The 15,471-nt window shown below is 66.6% G+C and carries 17 protein-coding genes and 1 pseudogene; 6 read left to right on the top strand and 12 right to left on the bottom strand.

All coding sequences use genetic code 11. The features are described from left to right. Positions 1-171 precede the first annotated feature (171 nt). Positions 172-936 (bottom strand): inositol monophosphatase family protein, encoded by a 765-nt coding sequence (locus B141_RS0118540; RefSeq protein ID WP_020576684.1) that lies wholly within the window; start codon positions 934-936, stop codon positions 172-174. Positions 937-1,112: 176 nt separating this feature from the next. On the opposite strand from B141_RS0118540, the gene B141_RS0118530 reads away from it, so the two are divergent. Next, positions 1,113-1,982, top strand: a complete 870-nt coding sequence (locus tag B141_RS0118530; protein ID WP_020576682.1) for a metalloregulator ArsR/SmtB family transcription factor — start codon at positions 1,113-1,115, stop codon at positions 1,980-1,982. Further along, the gene (locus B141_RS0118525) at positions 1,979-2,581 is read left to right on the top strand and encodes a dihydrofolate reductase family protein (RefSeq protein WP_020576681.1); all 603 of its coding nucleotides are present in this window, start codon (positions 1,979-1,981) and stop codon (positions 2,579-2,581) included. Before B141_RS0118530 ends, B141_RS0118525 begins: the two co-directional genes overlap by 4 nt. Before the next feature lie 43 nt (positions 2,582-2,624). Here B141_RS0118525 and B141_RS0118520 read toward each other — a convergent pair whose 3' ends face one another. The 8 genes and pseudogenes from B141_RS0118520 to B141_RS0118485 form a co-directional block, all read right to left on the bottom strand. Next, a complete protein-coding gene (locus B141_RS0118520; protein ID WP_020576680.1) occupies positions 2,625-5,021 on the bottom strand; it encodes an ATP-binding cassette domain-containing protein in 2,397 nt (798 codons plus the stop codon). 179 nt (positions 5,022-5,200) lie between these two features. Further along, the gene (locus B141_RS0118515) at positions 5,201-5,668 is read right to left on the bottom strand and encodes a pyridoxamine 5'-phosphate oxidase family protein (protein WP_020576679.1); all 468 of its coding nucleotides are present in this window, start codon (positions 5,666-5,668) and stop codon (positions 5,201-5,203) included. After that, positions 5,665-6,021, bottom strand: a complete 357-nt coding sequence (locus tag B141_RS0118510; protein WP_020576678.1) for a VOC family protein — start codon at positions 6,019-6,021, stop codon at positions 5,665-5,667. Before B141_RS0118510 ends, B141_RS0118515 begins: the two co-directional genes overlap by 4 nt. Positions 6,022-6,121: 100 nt before the next feature. Then, entirely contained in the window at positions 6,122-6,535 is a 414-nt protein-coding gene (locus tag B141_RS0118505; RefSeq protein WP_026257347.1) for a VOC family protein, read from the bottom strand. A gap of 5 nt (positions 6,536-6,540) precedes the next feature. Then, on the bottom strand, positions 6,541-6,990 hold the full coding sequence (locus B141_RS0118500; RefSeq protein WP_020576676.1) for a helix-turn-helix transcriptional regulator: 450 nt from the start codon (positions 6,988-6,990) through the stop codon (positions 6,541-6,543). A 187-nt stretch (positions 6,991-7,177) separates the two neighbouring features. Beyond that, positions 7,178-7,975 (bottom strand): annotated as a pseudogene (locus tag B141_RS0118495) (phosphotransferase family protein); the annotation flags it as partial. A gap of 968 nt (positions 7,976-8,943) precedes the next feature. Next, a complete protein-coding gene (locus tag B141_RS49400) occupies positions 8,944-9,117 on the bottom strand; it encodes a hypothetical protein (protein WP_020576674.1) in 174 nt (57 codons plus the stop codon). Between the two features lie 326 nt (positions 9,118-9,443). After that, on the bottom strand, positions 9,444-9,902 hold the full coding sequence (locus B141_RS0118485; protein ID WP_026257346.1) for a GNAT family N-acetyltransferase: 459 nt from the start codon (positions 9,900-9,902) through the stop codon (positions 9,444-9,446). A gap of 119 nt (positions 9,903-10,021) precedes the next feature. Between B141_RS0118485 and B141_RS0118480 the strand changes: the two genes are divergently transcribed. The 4 genes from B141_RS0118480 (at position 10,022) to B141_RS0118465 (ending at position 12,481) form a co-directional block, all read left to right on the top strand. Beyond that, positions 10,022-10,570, top strand: coding sequence for a TetR/AcrR family transcriptional regulator (locus tag B141_RS0118480; protein ID WP_020576672.1), 549 nt, complete (start codon positions 10,022-10,024; stop codon positions 10,568-10,570). After that, a complete protein-coding gene (locus B141_RS0118475) occupies positions 10,567-11,259 on the top strand; it encodes an SGNH/GDSL hydrolase family protein (RefSeq protein ID WP_020576671.1) in 693 nt (230 codons plus the stop codon). The genes B141_RS0118480 and B141_RS0118475 overlap by 4 nt, the downstream gene beginning before the upstream one ends. A gap of 106 nt (positions 11,260-11,365) precedes the next feature. Next, on the top strand, positions 11,366-12,001 hold the full coding sequence (locus B141_RS0118470) for an NUDIX domain-containing protein (RefSeq protein ID WP_202805826.1): 636 nt from the start codon (positions 11,366-11,368) through the stop codon (positions 11,999-12,001). 27 nt (positions 12,002-12,028) lie between these two features. Then, positions 12,029-12,481 (top strand): 2'-5' RNA ligase family protein, encoded by a 453-nt coding sequence (locus B141_RS0118465; protein ID WP_157181099.1) that lies wholly within the window; start codon positions 12,029-12,031, stop codon positions 12,479-12,481. A 15-nt stretch (positions 12,482-12,496) separates the two neighbouring features. Here the strand turns inward: B141_RS0118465 and B141_RS0118460 are convergent, their stop codons facing one another. The 3 genes from B141_RS0118460 to B141_RS0118450 form a co-directional block, all read right to left on the bottom strand. Further along, the gene (locus tag B141_RS0118460) at positions 12,497-13,987 is read right to left on the bottom strand and encodes an ArnT family glycosyltransferase (protein WP_020576668.1); all 1,491 of its coding nucleotides are present in this window, start codon (positions 13,985-13,987) and stop codon (positions 12,497-12,499) included. A gap of 184 nt (positions 13,988-14,171) precedes the next feature. Further along, positions 14,172-14,882 (bottom strand): sulfotransferase family protein, encoded by a 711-nt coding sequence (locus tag B141_RS0118455; RefSeq protein ID WP_020576667.1) that lies wholly within the window; start codon positions 14,880-14,882, stop codon positions 14,172-14,174. Positions 14,883-15,042: 160 nt separating this feature from the next. Continuing rightward, positions 15,043-15,438: a VOC family protein gene (locus tag B141_RS0118450; RefSeq protein WP_020576666.1), complete on the bottom strand. Its 396-nt coding sequence runs from the start codon at positions 15,436-15,438 to the stop codon at positions 15,043-15,045. Positions 15,439-15,471 lie beyond the last annotated feature (33 nt).

Below are 15,471 nucleotides of genomic sequence, written 5' to 3'. Positions count from 1 at the left end.
GGCATCACGTCGACCCAGGGCATCTGCGACAGCGGCTGCGCGACGTCTTCAGCACCCGCGCAGCCAGACTGGGCACCCGTCGCAATCATCGCCGAAGCGCTCGGCTACTCCCCCGCCGCGATCGAGCGCCATGCCATCGACTCCGCCAAGGCATACAGCGCCTACATGCGGTCAGGGACGCACCGGGTAGTGCAGCGAATCGAGTAGCTGACTGTGCAGGATGGCGTTCGAGTAAAGGCCGCCGCCCTGATCGCTCGCACGTCCACCGGTTCGATCGGTGAAGCGGCCGCCGGCTTCCTCGACAAGGAGAACCCACGGCGCGTGATCCCATTTGTGGTAGCGCTCGGCCAAGAAGGCATCGATCTCGCCACGAACGAGCTCGACCAGCGGTAGCGGGCTCGCCGGTGCGCGAGTTGCACTCGCTGGGAGACGAGCTCTGGACTCGTTGTCCAGAGCATCGAGCACGGCGTCAGCGAGCGTCGACGTCGTACTGACCTTGAGGCGCCGCGTCTCGCTCTCCTCGCGTGGCCAGGACGACTCGAAGGAACCGCCACCTCGGGTCGCCCACCAACAGCGCCGAAGCGCAGGAGAGGTGACGAGCGCGACCTCCGTGGTCCCTTGAACCTCCAGAGCAATGTGGATTCGCCAGTTCGGATCACCCCGACTGAAGAACCCGGTGCCATCGATCGGGTCGAGGATCCAGACCCGATCGGACTCACCGAACTGACCAAGTTCCTCGCCGAGGAACGCATCTTCGGGCCGTGCCTCCGACAACGTCTCCCGAAGCAAGCGCTCGACTGCCCGGTCGGCTTCGGTGACGGGTGTGCCGTCGGCCTTCAGCGTTGCCGAAACGCCGGACTCGAAGTGAGCGAGCGCGAGCTCCGCCGCCAGGTCCGAGGTGTCGAACGCGAGTTGGAGGTCATCAACGCTGTCCATCGCAGCTGACGCTAGCAGCTCTGCGGCGGCACGCCGCTGTCGTCATGAACTCGGCGGCGCCGATCGCGATGCCGCGCACGGCGAGCAGTACTACTGCGGCGCCGATCCCGATGCCGCCCGACTGGTCCACGGCTATTCCTTGACAAGAATATTCGTTGTCGCGAATACTCCTCCCCGTGGACGCACTCCTCACCGCACTGGCCGACCCGGCCCGCTGGCGGCTCGTGAGCCTGCTGGCCGAGCGGCCCCGCTCGGTCGGAGTCCTCGCCCAGCTCGCCGAGGCGCGCCAGCCGCAGACGACCAAGCACCTGCAGACTCTTGAGCGCGCCGGAGTCGTCACCTCCCAGCGCACCGGCCAGCGCCGCATCTACGCGCTCCGTCCCGCTCCCCTGCGAGATCTGGCGGCTGCGCTCAGCCAGCTCGCCGACACCGCGGACCAGACCCGTGGCCCGCGCGAGACCTACGACCGCTACGGGCTCAGCCTCCACGCAGAGCGGCTCGCGGCGGAGGAGTCGGGGTGGGCCGACGGCCGCTCGTTCAGGTTCCGCCGGTCGCTGACGGGGCGCCCCGAGCTGGTCTGGCGCCAGCTGACCGAGGCCTCCCTGCTCCGCAGATGGTGGACGCCCGACGACCTCCGCGTCTCCGAGCTCGTCTTCGAGGCGCGACCGGGTGGGCGGATCGTCCAGGAGTACCGCGATGCCGAGGACGCCGACGGCTCCGACCTGGTCGTCGGGCGTGCGGAGGGAGTCGTCGGCGACGTACGCCCCGGTGAGCGCCTCGCCTACCGGCTCTCTCCACTGCTTCCCGACGGCGGTCTCGCCTTCACGGCCCACGTCGACCTCGGCCTCCGGCCCACCAACACCGGCACGGACCTCGACGTCCACTACCGGATCACCGACAGCACAGTCGACTCCGCGGACTTCATTGCAGGCATCGAGATCGGCTTCGGCCAGAGCCTCGACAAGCTTGCGGCGACCCTCGCCGCGGATCCCTCCTACAGCACCGACGACACCGAGCGCGACACCGACACAAGGAGCACGAAGTGACACAGCAGAGCGGCGGCCGCAGAGTCGTCACCAACATGAGCCTCTCCCTCGACGGCCACTACGCCGCGCCGAGCAACCCGGAGGACATGAGCTGGGTGATGCCGTACGCCGTTACTGACGTCGCCCGCGACCACCTGACCAGCCTCTGGGGGTCGGCGACGACGGCCCTGCTCGGACGGGTCAACGCCGAGGGGTTCCTCGGTTTCTGGCCCACCGTCATCGGCATGGAGGGCGCCGACCCGCGCGACGAGGGCTTCGCGAAGTGGCTCGTCGACACCGACAAGGTGGTCCTCTCCTCCACCCTCGGCGAGGCGCCGTGGGAGCGGACGACGATCGTCGACAAGCCGACCGCCGAGGTGGTCACGGACCTCAAGGCGACCGCGGGCAGCGACATTCTCGTGCTCTCCAGCGCGAGCGTCATCAAGGCGCTGCTGGCGGCCGACCACGTTGATCGGCTGGCGCTCACGATCTTTCCGGTCTTCCTCGGCGGCGGGCCTCGCCTCTTCGACGACGGCCTGCCCGCGGGGCAGTGGGCGCTCGTCAGTCAGGCGGCGGGCGAGCATGGCACCTTGGCTCTCGTCTACGACCGAGTCCGCTGAGCCGAGGACCGCACTCGCCTCACGATTTCCGTGAGCGCCTCGGTCAGGTGCCCACGTAGGCCGCGAGGTGCTCGCCGGTGAGGGTGGAGCGGCCGGCAATGAGATCTGCCGGCGTGCCCTCGAAGACGATCCGGCCGCCGTCGTGACCGGCGCCGGGGCCGAGGTCGATGATCCAGTCGGCGTGCGCCATCACCGCTTGGTGGTGCTCGATGACGATGACCGACTTGCCGCCGTCGACCAGCCGGTCGAGCAGGCCGAGCAGCTGCTCGACGTCGGCGAGGTGGAGCCCGGTGGTCGGCTCGTCGAGGATGTAGACGTCACCCTTCTCGCCCATCTGGGTTGCCAGCTTGAGCCGCTGCCGCTCACCGCCGGACAGCGTGGTGAGCGGCTGGCCGAGGCTGAGGTAGCCGAGCCCGACGTCGGCGAGCCGGTCGAGGATCTTGTGCGCGGCCGGAGTGCGGGCCTCGCCGTCGACGTCGCCGAAGAACTCTTCGGCCTCGGTCACCGACATCGCGAGCACCTCCGCGATGTTCTGACCGCCGAGGGTGTACTCCAGCACCGAGGCTTGGAACCGCCTCCCTTCGCACTCCTCGCAGGTCGACTCGACGGTGGCCATGACGCCCAGGTCGGTGTAGATCACGCCGGCGCCGTTGCAAGCGGGGCAGGCGCCCTCGGAGTTGGAGCTGAAGAGCGCCGGCTTCACGCCGTTCGCCTTCGCGAACGCCTTGCGGATCGGATCCAGCAGTCCGGTGTACGTCGCCGGGTTACTCCGTCGCGAACCGCGGATCGCGCCCTGGTCGATCAACACCACGCCATCGCGACCGGCCACCGAGCCGTTGATCAGCGAGCTCTTGCCGGAGCCGGCGACACCCGTGAGCACGCAGAGCACCCCGAGCGGGATGTCGACGTCCACGCCCTGGAGGTTGTGCGTTGACGCGCCACGGATCTCCAGCGCGCCCGACGACGAACGCACCGCTTCCTTGAGGGTCGCCCGGTCGTCGAGATGGCGGCCGGTGGTGGTGTCGCTCCCCCGCAGCCCTTCGACGGTGCCCTCGAAGCAGACGGTGCCGCCCTCCGTGCCAGCCCCGGGGCCGAGGTCGACGACGTGGTCGGCGATCACGATGGCCTCGGGCTTGTGCTCCACGACGAGCACGGTGTTGCCCTTGTCGCGCAGCTGGAGCAGCAGCTGGTTCATCCGCTCGATGTCGTGGGGGTGCAGGCCGATCGTGGGCTCGTCGAAGACGTAGGTGACGTCGGTGAGCGACGAGCCGAGGTGCCGGATCATCTTGGTCCGTTGTGCCTCTCCCCCGGACAGGGTGCCCGCCGGTCGGTCGAGCGAGAGGTAGCCCAGCCCGATCTCCGCGAACGAGTCGAGGAGATGTTGCAGCCCGGTGAGCAGCGGGGCCACCGATGGCTCCTTCAGGTCGCGGAGCCACTCGGCCAGGTCGCTGATCTGCATCGAGCAGAGGTCGGCGATGTTCTTGCCCTTGATCTTCGAGGACAGCGCCTCCTTGCTGAGGCGGGTGCCGTCGCAGTCCGGGCAGGTGCTGAACGTCACCGCCCGCTCGACGAACCTGCGGACGTGGGGCTGCATCGCCTCGACGTCCTTGGACAGCATCGACTTCTGCACCTTGGTGAGCACGCCCTCGTACGTGAGGTTGACGCCTTCGACCTTGATCTTCGTCGGCTCGCCGTAGAGGAGCGTCTGCAGCTCCTTCTTGGTGAACTTCGCGATCGGCTTGTCCATGGGCAGGCCCGCTCCGCTGAAGATCCGGCCGTACCAGCCGTCCATGCTGTAGCCCGGGACCAGGAGCGCGCCCTCGGCGAGCGACTTGGACCCGTCGTAGATGGCAGTGAGGTCGAAGTCGTTGATCGCGCCCATGCCCTCGCAGCGCGGGCACATGCCGCCTTGGTAGACGGCGTTGCGGACGACGGACTTCTCCTCCTTGCCGCCCTTCTCGGTCCTCATCACGCCGCTCGCGATCCGGGTGGGGACGTTGAAGGCGAAGGCCGTGGGCGGCCCGATGTGCGGCTTACCGACCCGGCTGAAGAGGATCCGCAGCATCGCGTTGGCATCGGTGGCGGTGCCGACGGTCGAGCGCGGGTTGGCGCCCATCCGCTCCTGGTCCACGATGATCGCCGTCGTCAGGCCTTCCAGGAAGTCGACCTCCGGCCGCGCCAGCGTCGGCATGAATCCCTGCACGAAGGCGCTGTAGGTCTCGTTGATCATCCGCTGCGACTCCGCGGCGATCGTGCTGAACACCAGTGAGCTCTTGCCCGAGCCGGAGACGCCGGTGAACACCGTCAGTCGCCGCTTCGGGATCTCGATGCTGACGTCCTTGAGGTTGTTCTCGCGCGCGCCCTGCACGCGGATCAGGTCGTGGCTGTCGGCAGCGTGCAGCGCAGGCGACTGCGTGCCCTTCCTCGTGGCCTTGCTCATCGTGTCTCCATCTGTTACGCGGGGCCGCCTTCGCGGTTCCCGTCGGCGTAGCCTGGCTCGATTCAACCAGCTTCGAGCAGTACGTCTGGTTCTCCTTCGTTGCCGCGGTCGCGGCAACGGTCGCAGTCCACCTGGATCGGGGTTTCGAGTGAGGCCCCGCGGCGCGCCCGGGCGCGGCGTCAGACCAACCAGCGGCCGTCGCGCATCAGCTCGCGGTCGGGTAGTTCGTTCTCCTCGCGCCACGCCTGGATGCGGCGCGGGGAGATACGGAACCAGCGGTACGGCGTGGCCAGCGCACGCGGATCGAAGCCGGTGCGCGCGACGAACCGGTCACCCCGCTCCTGCGGCAGCGCGTCGATCTCGAGGACTTCGACTTCGCCCTCGATCATGGATACGTCGCGGGTGTGGCCCAGCCCCAGCCGAGCGACCCGGGTAGCGGCAAGGTTCCTGCCGGTCGGGCTGTCCGTCGGCGTGGCCATCAGCAGCGCCTCGCCGTCCCAGTCGAAGGACAGCGGCACGAGGTACGGCGCACCGTCCGCCGAGGCACTGGCCACCCAGGCATCGATGTCGTGGGTGAGCCGATGCTCGGTGTCGCGACGACGCTGGGCGCGGGAGCGGGGGTCGGCAATCAGAGTGTCTGCGCTCATCGGTCCTGCAGCAGCCCGAGGACGTTGCCATCGGGGTCGGTGACGGTGGCCACCAGGCGGCCGCCACCGACGTCATGCGCGGGCTGCTTCACGGTGGCACCCGCGGCGGTCACCTCGGCGAGCTTCGCCTCGATGTCCGGCACGTGCCAGTAAGCCACCGGTGAGGTCATGCCCTGCGGCCCACCACCCGGCACCAGCCCGATGTGCTGGCCCGCGGCCTCGAAGCCGACGTAGTAGGACTCGTCGGTCTGCGGCGGCACGCCGAGCAGGGCGGTGTACACCGCCTTTGCCGTCGCCAGGTCGGACACGGGATGCAGCACGGTTCTGATTCCCTGGGTGGAAGAGCCGGTCATGGTCACTCCTGCAGTTGTGGGTCACAATCGGCCCGGTGTGTCTCGTCGCTTGGGCCTCAGCCCAGGTCGGTGGATTCGGGCTGAGTGGGAGCGGGTCGGCTCAGCGCACCTCGAAGATACGGATCATGTTGCCCGCGGGATCACGGAAGGCGCAGTCGCGTACGCCCCACGGCTGGTCGGTCGGCTCCTGGACGACTTCGGCGTTGCTGGCCCGCTGTAGCTGGTCGAAGGTGCCGTCCAGGTCCTTGGTGGCCAGGTTGATGCTGGCAAAGGTGCCCTTGGCCATCATCTCCGCGATGGTGCGGCGCTCGTCGTCGGTGATGCCGGGGTCCGCGGCCGGCGGGTGCAGGACGATAGCGGTGCCGGGCTGGTCGACTGGGCCGACCGTGATCCAGTGCATTCCCTGGTACTCGACATCGTTGCGGACTTCGAAGCCGAGGGTGTCGCGGTAGAAGGCCAGGGAGGCTGCCGGATCGTCGTGCGGGAGGAAGGCCTGGTAAATCGTGATGTCCATGACGGTCACGCTAGCTGCGGCTCAGAGACCCGCGCTTCTCGATTCCTGATCGGTCTGGTCACCTGTTTCGCCACGCACGGCGGCATCCCCGCTGGCGCCTGCGCCTCCTCGCGGCGATAGACGCTGGGCGGCACACCGACCAACTCGGTGAAGCGCGTGCTGAAAGTGCCCAGCGACTGGCAGCCCACAGCGAAGCAGACGTCGGTGACGCTGAGGTCGCCACGACTCAGCAGCGCCATCGCGCGCTCGATACGCCGCGTCATCAGGTAAGAGTACGGTGACTCGCCGTAGGCGAGCCGGAACTGGCGGCTGAGGTGCCCGGCTGACATGTTCACGCCTCGGGCGAGCGCCTCCACGTCCAGTGGCTGCGCGTACTCCCGGTCGATCCGATCACGAACCCGACGCAGCAACGCAAGATCGCGCAGACGCTGCTCCGCGACGGACCTGCTTCTCACCCGCGAAATCCTGCCATGTGGCGCCGGAGTTGCCTAACACCGCTGGCGTCCCAGCCACTCCCGCGTCCGCTCTGCCCCGGTCTCCTCCGGCCTGGTCCGCTTTCGTCCCGCCGGCGCCGAAGCGCCCGTGGTACGCCGAGATGCCGAGACCGAACTGACGGCAGCCGCCCTCGGGAGACGCGGCGTGTCAGGCGAGCGGAACAGGGAGGTCGAGCCAGGCTGCCAGCTGGTCAGGGCGCTTGACATAACCGTCGTTCCCTTCAAGGAACGCCTCGATCCCGAGGACCAGCCCGATGCCACGGTAGAGCCAGTGCCGCAACGGAAACGAGGCAGGCAATACTCCTGCGACGTCCTGATAGCTCTTCATAAACGGTTCTCTGCAACCGTCGAACCGCACGTACGTCTCGAAGAGTCCGGCAAGCCGGTTGAAGTCGTACACAAAGTCCCACTCTTTGACCAGTTCGAAATCAATCAACCCGCCGAACCGGCCACCCATCAGCAAGGTATTACCAAGATGCAGGTCCCGATGGACGAGTCTGGGCTCGACCGGAGGTAGCGCCGCAAGACCACGCTCGATCCGGCGTTCCACTTCGCGGAGTAACTCCTGCGGGAAGACAGTGCCCTGGTCGTGGATCGTTCGGAACGCATCGGTCGGCCTGATAGTGTCCGCCCATGTCGGCCCGGGTCGTCCGCGATAGTCCACCCAGCCGTCGAAGTACGGAAGCCGTACGCTGTGCAGCGTGCCCACGGCCGCGCCGAGATCTGTGACGAACCGCGTATAGCTTGACTCGTCCAGCTCGTCGACCAAATCGTCGGGCTCCGACTCGACAAAACGCTGGACCGCGAATCGCCTGCCGTTGACTTCGGGGCACGCGTCCACCAGACACAACAGATCAGGCGTCGGGAAGCCGCACTCCGCCAGCAGCCGCTGGGCACGGATCTGCCGTGCCGCCTGTGTCGGCTCCATCGGAAACCGCCCGACCTTGACGAAGAGCTGCCGCTACCTGGTCCGCGGTGGCGAGCAGTTCGGTCTCCATCGCGCGAGCATGTCAACCCGCCTCGAACACGGCAAACCGTTTTCACCGTTGACCGAAAGCTGGCGACGCCCACTTTCAACAAGGCTCAGGCTAGTACTGCAGTCCTAGATCGTTACCTTGGCTGAGTTCCCTTGTGGCTAAGGGTTCTAGGGCGTGTCGGGTTGGGGGAGAGGGTGTTGGACGCGCTGATGGGTCGCGCGAGGTGCATGATGTGGCGGCCTGGGACCAGTGGCACATCGAACGCTGGAGCCGATGTCGTGATCTCCATAGCCAGAACACTATCGGCGACCACCGACAAAACCCCGGCCCAAGAAGCCCAATCGAAGGCTCCCCGGAATGTAATTTTGGGGGAGCTGTGAATCGCTTTCCGTAAACCTCTTGAAGGTTCACTAAACGATCCGCGGTCCCATTGAATAGACCGCCGCCCAGGTTGGCTGATACCCAAATCGACAACTGGGTAGGCAGTGGAGACTTTTCCGGGTCAGGGAGCCTGTTGCTTAATGCGCGCCCTTTTGTAAAGAGTGGGGAAAGCCCGCGGATTCCAGCGTTGGACGAGCACTCAGTGGAACCCTGCGCTCAGAGCAGCTCGCCTGCTGAGCGTGGGGCTGCGGCCTCCGGTAGACCTCAGGGATGAACATCGTTCTCATCTATCAAAAAGCAACAGGCTCCAGGACACGGAAAAGTCTCCACTGCTTCGCCGGATAAGCAGGTGGCCCCGGCGAGCCGGTCCGGGTCGGGTGTCCAGGATCGCGAGAGGTGCAGCCGCGTCTGCGGCCGCGCGAACCAGCGACCAACCCGACACATCAGCGCGTCCACTTCCCCTCCCACCCACCCCTGCGCCGAGCGCCAAACATCACGCACCAGCACTCCACGCCCCAGAGCCCTTACCCACAAGGGGATAACCCAAGATCACGATCTACGGCTGTAGTACTAGGCGGGAGTCCGCGACATCAAGGTGTAGCTCCACGTCGGCGGGTCGGTGATTTCGGATCGTCCAGTTGACCCAGCGAAGGCTCCATTCCGCCCAGTACAGGCGCAGGGTGTCGGGTTCGATCATGGCATCGAGCAGCTCGTCCAGACGCGCCAGCACGGCCGGGTCCGGACCTGGCGTAAACGAGGTTCCCCAGGCAAGGCGCCGCAGGTCTCCCCCTGCGTCGCGACACCGACAACCCGGCGCCGGTACCAGCATTCAGCTCCCGCACGATCACCTCAGCATCCACCTTTACTGGCATGCCGACATCCCTACCGCACCACGCCGACACCTCGATCGGCGGAGATATCGGGTCGCGCTGTCGGCCGTGGGGATGCAAACGTGCTGTGCTGTGATGACGGTCAGGAAGTTTCGTGAGACGGATGCGCCGACGCTGTGGGCGTTGAGTGACCTCATCAAGATCGGGGTTACTGTCGAGCGAAGTGTCAGTCCGAAAGCGGATGCATCATCAAGCGCTCGGAGTGCTCGAAGCCTGCTCGTTCGTAGACCGGGACCGCCCGACCGCTCGAGTGGACGGTGATGCGGATACAGCCAGCTTTCCTGCCATGGTCGACAAGTGCTCGCACGAGCATCGATCCGACGCCGTGGTTCCGGTAGTCGGGTAGGACGTAGACGGACTGGATGTCACCGTGGCGGCGGTCCAGAGCGCCCGGAGCTGGCACGCGGCTCGCCAGCGCGAGGAACCCCATGGCGACGATCCTCTTTCCGTCTCTCGCGACGAGAGCCACGAAGTCGCTGCGACGTTCCCACCATTCCGAGAAGCCGCGGATGTGGTCGTGCACATCCCCATCGACCGGGGACCGCCCCCCAAGGCCGCAGGCCCAACGGAGCCTCGCAAGATCGGCGGCGTCGGACTGAACTGCCTCTCGGATCTCGATGGACACGGCAGGAACCTACCCGATAAGTGGGGGAACGTGAGAGCCGCAGTCGATGCCATAACGAATTCGTCACGCCGGCCACTCAGGGCTTGTAAGTAAGTAGTTACTAAGCCATGGTATCCGCTATGGGAGTCAGCCGTTCTACGGCCGCGCAGCGACGTGAGCAGGCGATCTCGTCCGGCATGCGGGTGATCGCCGACCAGGGGTTGACGACGGCGGCGATGCAGCAGGTCGCCGACGAGATCGGCGTGTCGCAGCCCTACGTGTTCCGGTTGTTCGGGAGCAAACAGGCGTTCTTCCTGGCCTGCCTGGATGAGCTCGAACGCCGCGTACGCGAGGTCTTCGGTCAGGCCGCGGCGACGCATCCACGAGACCCGCTGAAGGCGATGGGCGGCAGTTTCCGGGAGCTGGTCGCCGACGGTGTCATCACCGGCCTGTGGTTGCAGGCATGCGCCACCGCACGCAGGGACGAGCGGGTGGCCGCGCGCTGCCGCTCCCTCGTCTCAGATGTGCTGGACGAAGCCGAGCGGTTGACCGGAACGACCTCGGACGACCTGGCGCGGTTCCTCGCCAACGGCGCCCTCGTGATGCTGCTGCAAGCGCTCGGTGTGGACCTGACGGGTGGGAGCCGTGCGGCCGTCGATTCCCTACGCGCCAAGGAGGCAACGGAATGAACCCGCTCCTGCTACCCATCGTCGCCGTACAAGGGACGTGGGCACGCGCTTTCACCAAGCTGGCTCCACCAGCGAATGGCCCGACCAACGGGACCGCGGGCGACGCGTCCGTCCCGCCCATGCAGATCGCTGTTGTGGGCGAGTCAACCGCGGCCGGCTGCGGAGTCGACACTCACGACGAAGGCTTCCCCGGGAGCCTGGCGCGTGAGCTCGTCACCCGGACCCGCCGGTCGGTCACCTGGGAGGTGGTGGGGCAGCACGCCGCCACCGCCCGCCGAATCCGTTACCGACTTCTCCCCCGGCTTGGCGAGGGCCTGGACGTCGCGGTGCTCCTCGCGGGCAGCAACGACGTACTCGCCCGTCGTACCGCGGAGGAGTGGGGTAATGACCTCGCCGCGATCGTCGACGACCTCGCTCGCCGCGCCAAACACGTCGCGGTGACCGGCATCCCGCCCTTTGACGTCTTCCCCTCGCTCCCGACCACGTTGGGTCGCTACCTGGCCGAGCGCGCCAGCGCGCTCGACGAGGTGTCCCGACAGGTGTGTGCCGAGCAACCGCGGGCGACCTGGATCAGCTCCAGCGACATGCTGCCCGCGCCTCCTGGGTTCTTCGGTCGAGACCGCTTCCACCCCTCAGCGCTTGGTTACCGCCTCTGGGCTCAGGCGGTGGCGGCCGACCTTCCACTGTGAGGAGCTCAGACACCTGCTCTGAGCATGCGCCCTCTGCACACCGCGGCCCCGCTCGTGCTCGTCATTGATGTCGCCGGCCACGGCGATGTCGGTGGAGGTTGGCATCATGACGGCCGTGACCGCTGCCGCCAGCCCTCGCCCAGTCATGCCTGGTCCAGCTCGACCTGATCGGGTCCACCTGGCCACCTTGCTCGAGGGAATCGCCCCGTGGGACGAGCTCGAGCGCACCCATCTCGCCACCGCGGCACAGTGGATCGCTGGTGGCGCTCCGCTCTATCGCACCAGGAAGCCCGATGTCCCGGCCATCCATCTGGTCAGCTATTTCGTGGTGCTCGACGAGCCTCTCGGGCGGCTCCTGCTCGTCGCGCATCGCGAGGCTGGCCTGTGGCTCCCCAGTGGTGGTCACGTCGAGCCGATGGAGGACCCCTGGCACACCGTCGTACGCGAGTGTCGCGAAGAGCTCCGCATCCCGGCTGTTCCGTGGGCGGTGTCTGGACAACGCCCGTTCTTCCTGACCGTCACACAGACCCGCGGGTCTGGCCAACACACGGACGTGTCGTTGTGGTACGTCTTATCCGCGGGCGTTGGCGAAATCTCGTCCTTTGATGCGGAGGAGTTCGACGCGATCAGGTGGCTGTCCATCCAGGAGGTTCTCGCCCAACCCGCGGAGACGCTCGATCCGCACATGCACAGATTCACCCGCAAGCTCATCCTTGCCGCGAGCCACCCTGGGACGTCATAGACCATGCGTAGATTCGTTCTCGTGAAGATGCTGGAAGAGCTGCGGGATGGCGACGAATTCTTGGGTACGCACTGGCCCCTGCATCTGACCCTCGTTCCCAACTTCTCCATCGAACTTGCCCAGGACAGGCTCCGGGACCTGCTCCAACGGGCGCTCGTCCGTCAGGAGTCCATCTCCGTCACCGCAGCAGGCGACGATCTCTTTGGTCCACGCAGGACGGTTCAAGTCACCCTTCTGCAAGCCAGGCAAGAGCTCCTTCTCCTCCACACGAGCATCGTCGCTGCCCTGTTCGATGCTGGAGCGATCTTCGACAACCCCGAATACGTCAACGCTGGTTATCGGCCACACGTCACCGTGTGCCCATGGCGACGACTGCGGTCCGGTGACGAGGTGGTTGTTGACTCCTTGGCGATTGTCGACATGGAGCCTGCGGAAGACTCATCCCGCCGGAAGGTGTTGAGCACCCTGAAATTCCGCTGAGTTGGAGGGAGGACGTCAGTAGAAGTGGCGCAGGTCGGGCCAGAGCTCTGACCAGGGAGCAACCGCGCCGGCACACAGCACGATGGCGGCGTTCTGTTCCTCGTTCTCCACGCCCACACCGTTGTCGACCGTGGCGACCTGCTGGCAGTCCGTGAAGAAGCGCTCGGCGGCGCGGTTGTCCTTCTGGCGTACGAACAGCACCGGGCCATCGGCGGAGTCCGGCGGCGGCCCCCAGTCCGCATAACTCATGTGGCTGGAGTACGGCGCGGGCAGACCGTGGTCGGGACCATACAGCTCGATCGCACCTGCCTGGCCGTAGTTCTGGGTGAACACCACTGACCGGTCGCGCTGCCCTTCGGGAATCCGCGACCACCCCTCGGCGGCCGCACGAACCAGCGAAGGCCACCCGACCTGCTCGCCCTGCTCCTTGTTGATGGCGTTCACCACCGCGAGCGCCTGCGGCGGCAACACCGGCAGCGCCACGACGATGGACGTGGCCACCGCTGCGACCAGGCCCACGCCGGCGATGGACGTACGGACGGCGGCCCGGCCACGTCGCAGCCAGGCCGCGACTGATTCGCCGCCCGCGGCCATGAGGACCACCGCGACCGGCAGGGCGTAGTAGGCCTTACCCCCGAGCACCAATACCAGCGCGCAAAGGAACGGATAGGCCAACGCCATCGAACGCGCCCAGCGGAGTTCAGGCGTACGCCACAGACGGACGAAGCCCGCGACCCAGACCGGCACGAGCAGCGGCGAGAGCTGGAGGATCTGCAATGGAACGAACATGATGCGGTTCTCAACCCCATCGTCGGCGCTGATCCCGCCGGCCACGGTGAGTTGGGGCCAGCCGTTCGAAGCCTGCCACCAGAGGTTCGGCAGGGCCAGGACGAAGGCGACCGCGGCGCCGGCAGGCAGCCACCACGTCCGCAGCACCCGCCGAGGCCCGGTCACCAGCAACGCGACGAACAGCGCGAGGAGAAGGAGCACCACGAGGTACTTGTTGAGGATGGCGATCCCCACAGCGGCGCCGATCGCGAGCCACCAGCGACCGTCGCTGGTCCGCAGCAGGCGGAGTACGAGCCAGCAGATCACCAGCCAGGCAAGGAGATCGACCGTCGTGGTCGACACCATGTGTCCCAGGACCAGCAGCAACCCCGAGGCCGCGGCCGAGCAGGCGGCGATCACCTGGCCGATACGGCTGGCGTTGAGTTCGCGGGCGAGCAGCGACACGACGACGGCAGACGCCACCGCCGCGAGGGTCGAGGCGACCCGGAGCCCGGCCGGGCTTTCCCCGAAGAGCGTGGTGGCCGCACGGGCGATCAGCGGGGTGAGCGGTGGCTGGTCGACGTACCCCCAACCTGGACGGTCACCGGCGGCGAGGAAATACAGCTCGTCACGATGGAAGCCGTAGCGGCCGGAAAGCGCCGTGAGCAGTCCGGCAAGGACAAGTCCCACTCCAGCGACCGGGGCGGCGGCGAACGCCGGCAACGGGGGTTTGATCACCGGCCTATCCTGCCAGCTTCAACCCCGCCCGAAGTCGTTACATCCCACGTTCCGAACCGCTCGGAGAGGCGGACATGAAGACCACCTGAGCGCCGTGCTCTGAGAGCCAACGGCGGGAGCCCATCGAGGGCGAGCCGGACTGACGACCTCGCCCTCGATGAGGCTACTGAACATCACGGTTTGGCTACTTGCCGAAGAACGGCGATGCCAGCTCGCCACCGGACATCAGTCGTTCGAAATTTTCCTGCATGGCCTGGGTGTCGTTCAGCCGCGGGAAGGGTTCGTCCGCTGGCGGCTCGACACCGAGGAACTCACACAGCGGGCCCCACCCTTCACGAACGTCGAAAACCAGCAGACGTTCGGCTGGAAGGGATTCCTTCACCGTCGACACGTGCCGGTTGAACGCCTCGATGGCGGTTTGTTCGTCAACCTCGTCGACGCCGATACGCCAGTCGCTGCCGAACAGCGAGCGACCCATCATGTCGAGCACGGGAAGCATCCCCCGCATGGCGCCGACGACTGCGGCGGCCTGCTCGGGCAGCTTGGTGAGGTCCAACTCTTCCAGGTCACCGTTGCGGGAGGTCAGCATGCGGAAGCTGACGAACCAACGCTCGGGATCGCGCACAGTGAGGAGCACCTTCGCCTCGGGATAGGCCTCGGCCTGCTCACGCCAGAAGTAGCTCGCCGGCCAGTCCAGCGTGGCCCGATATCCAGCCAGGACCCGATCCCAGTCGAGGGTCTTCCCCTCGACTGCCGGCAACCACCGGTCCACATGATCGGGGTGCGTGAATACCTCGTACATGTGGTAGCAGGGGTCGAACCCGAGCTTCTCGAGCGCGGCCTTCGTCGACGTGGTGCCGGTACGCGGTAGCCCGGCCCCAATCACCTTTACCATAAAGTTTCCTTCCCTGAGCAAGAGATGTTTGGCAGTGCTCGAGGTGAGGCACGGTTGCCGCACCTCATCCCTCAGCGTGCTTCCCGCGTCATGCCGCGGCGGCCACATGAGCGTCCGGCCGCCCAGGCCCGCGATGGCCGGACGTCGTACCTTCGTGTGGTCAGCTTTCTCTGCCTCGGCTTGGTTTCAGCTGACGGAGCTCGATCCGGTTCCCGTCAGGGTCCAGCGCCGTGACACGGACGCCGAACGCATAGTCCTCGGGCTCTGGTTGCACGAACTCGACGCCGCGCGACCGGAGCACTTCAAACTCCTTGCGCAAATCGTCCGACGCGAGGAAGACCGGCCCCGGCGCCGCATCGGCCGCCGGGCCATGCCCGGGGTTGCCCGGCCACAGGAGGATCTGGACCGACTTATCGTTTGGCGCAACTGTCAAGAAGCGCCCCTCAGGACCGGGATTATCCGCACCTTTCTCCAGTCCGAGGCTCTTTGTGTAGAACGCCAGAGCCCGATCCTGGTCGCTCACATAGAGCGTCACAATAATCAGGTTCGTCAACACCACGTCCTCCTCATTTGTTCGTTCGCTGGATGG

The organism is Actinopolymorpha alba DSM 45243, assembly GCF_000373925.1.
In the GTDB taxonomy this organism is placed as follows: Bacteria; Actinomycetota; Actinomycetes; order Propionibacteriales; family Actinopolymorphaceae; genus Actinopolymorpha; species Actinopolymorpha alba.
The sequence above is the reverse complement of the archived record's forward strand: the minus strand, read 5'-3'. Positions and strand labels throughout refer to the sequence as shown.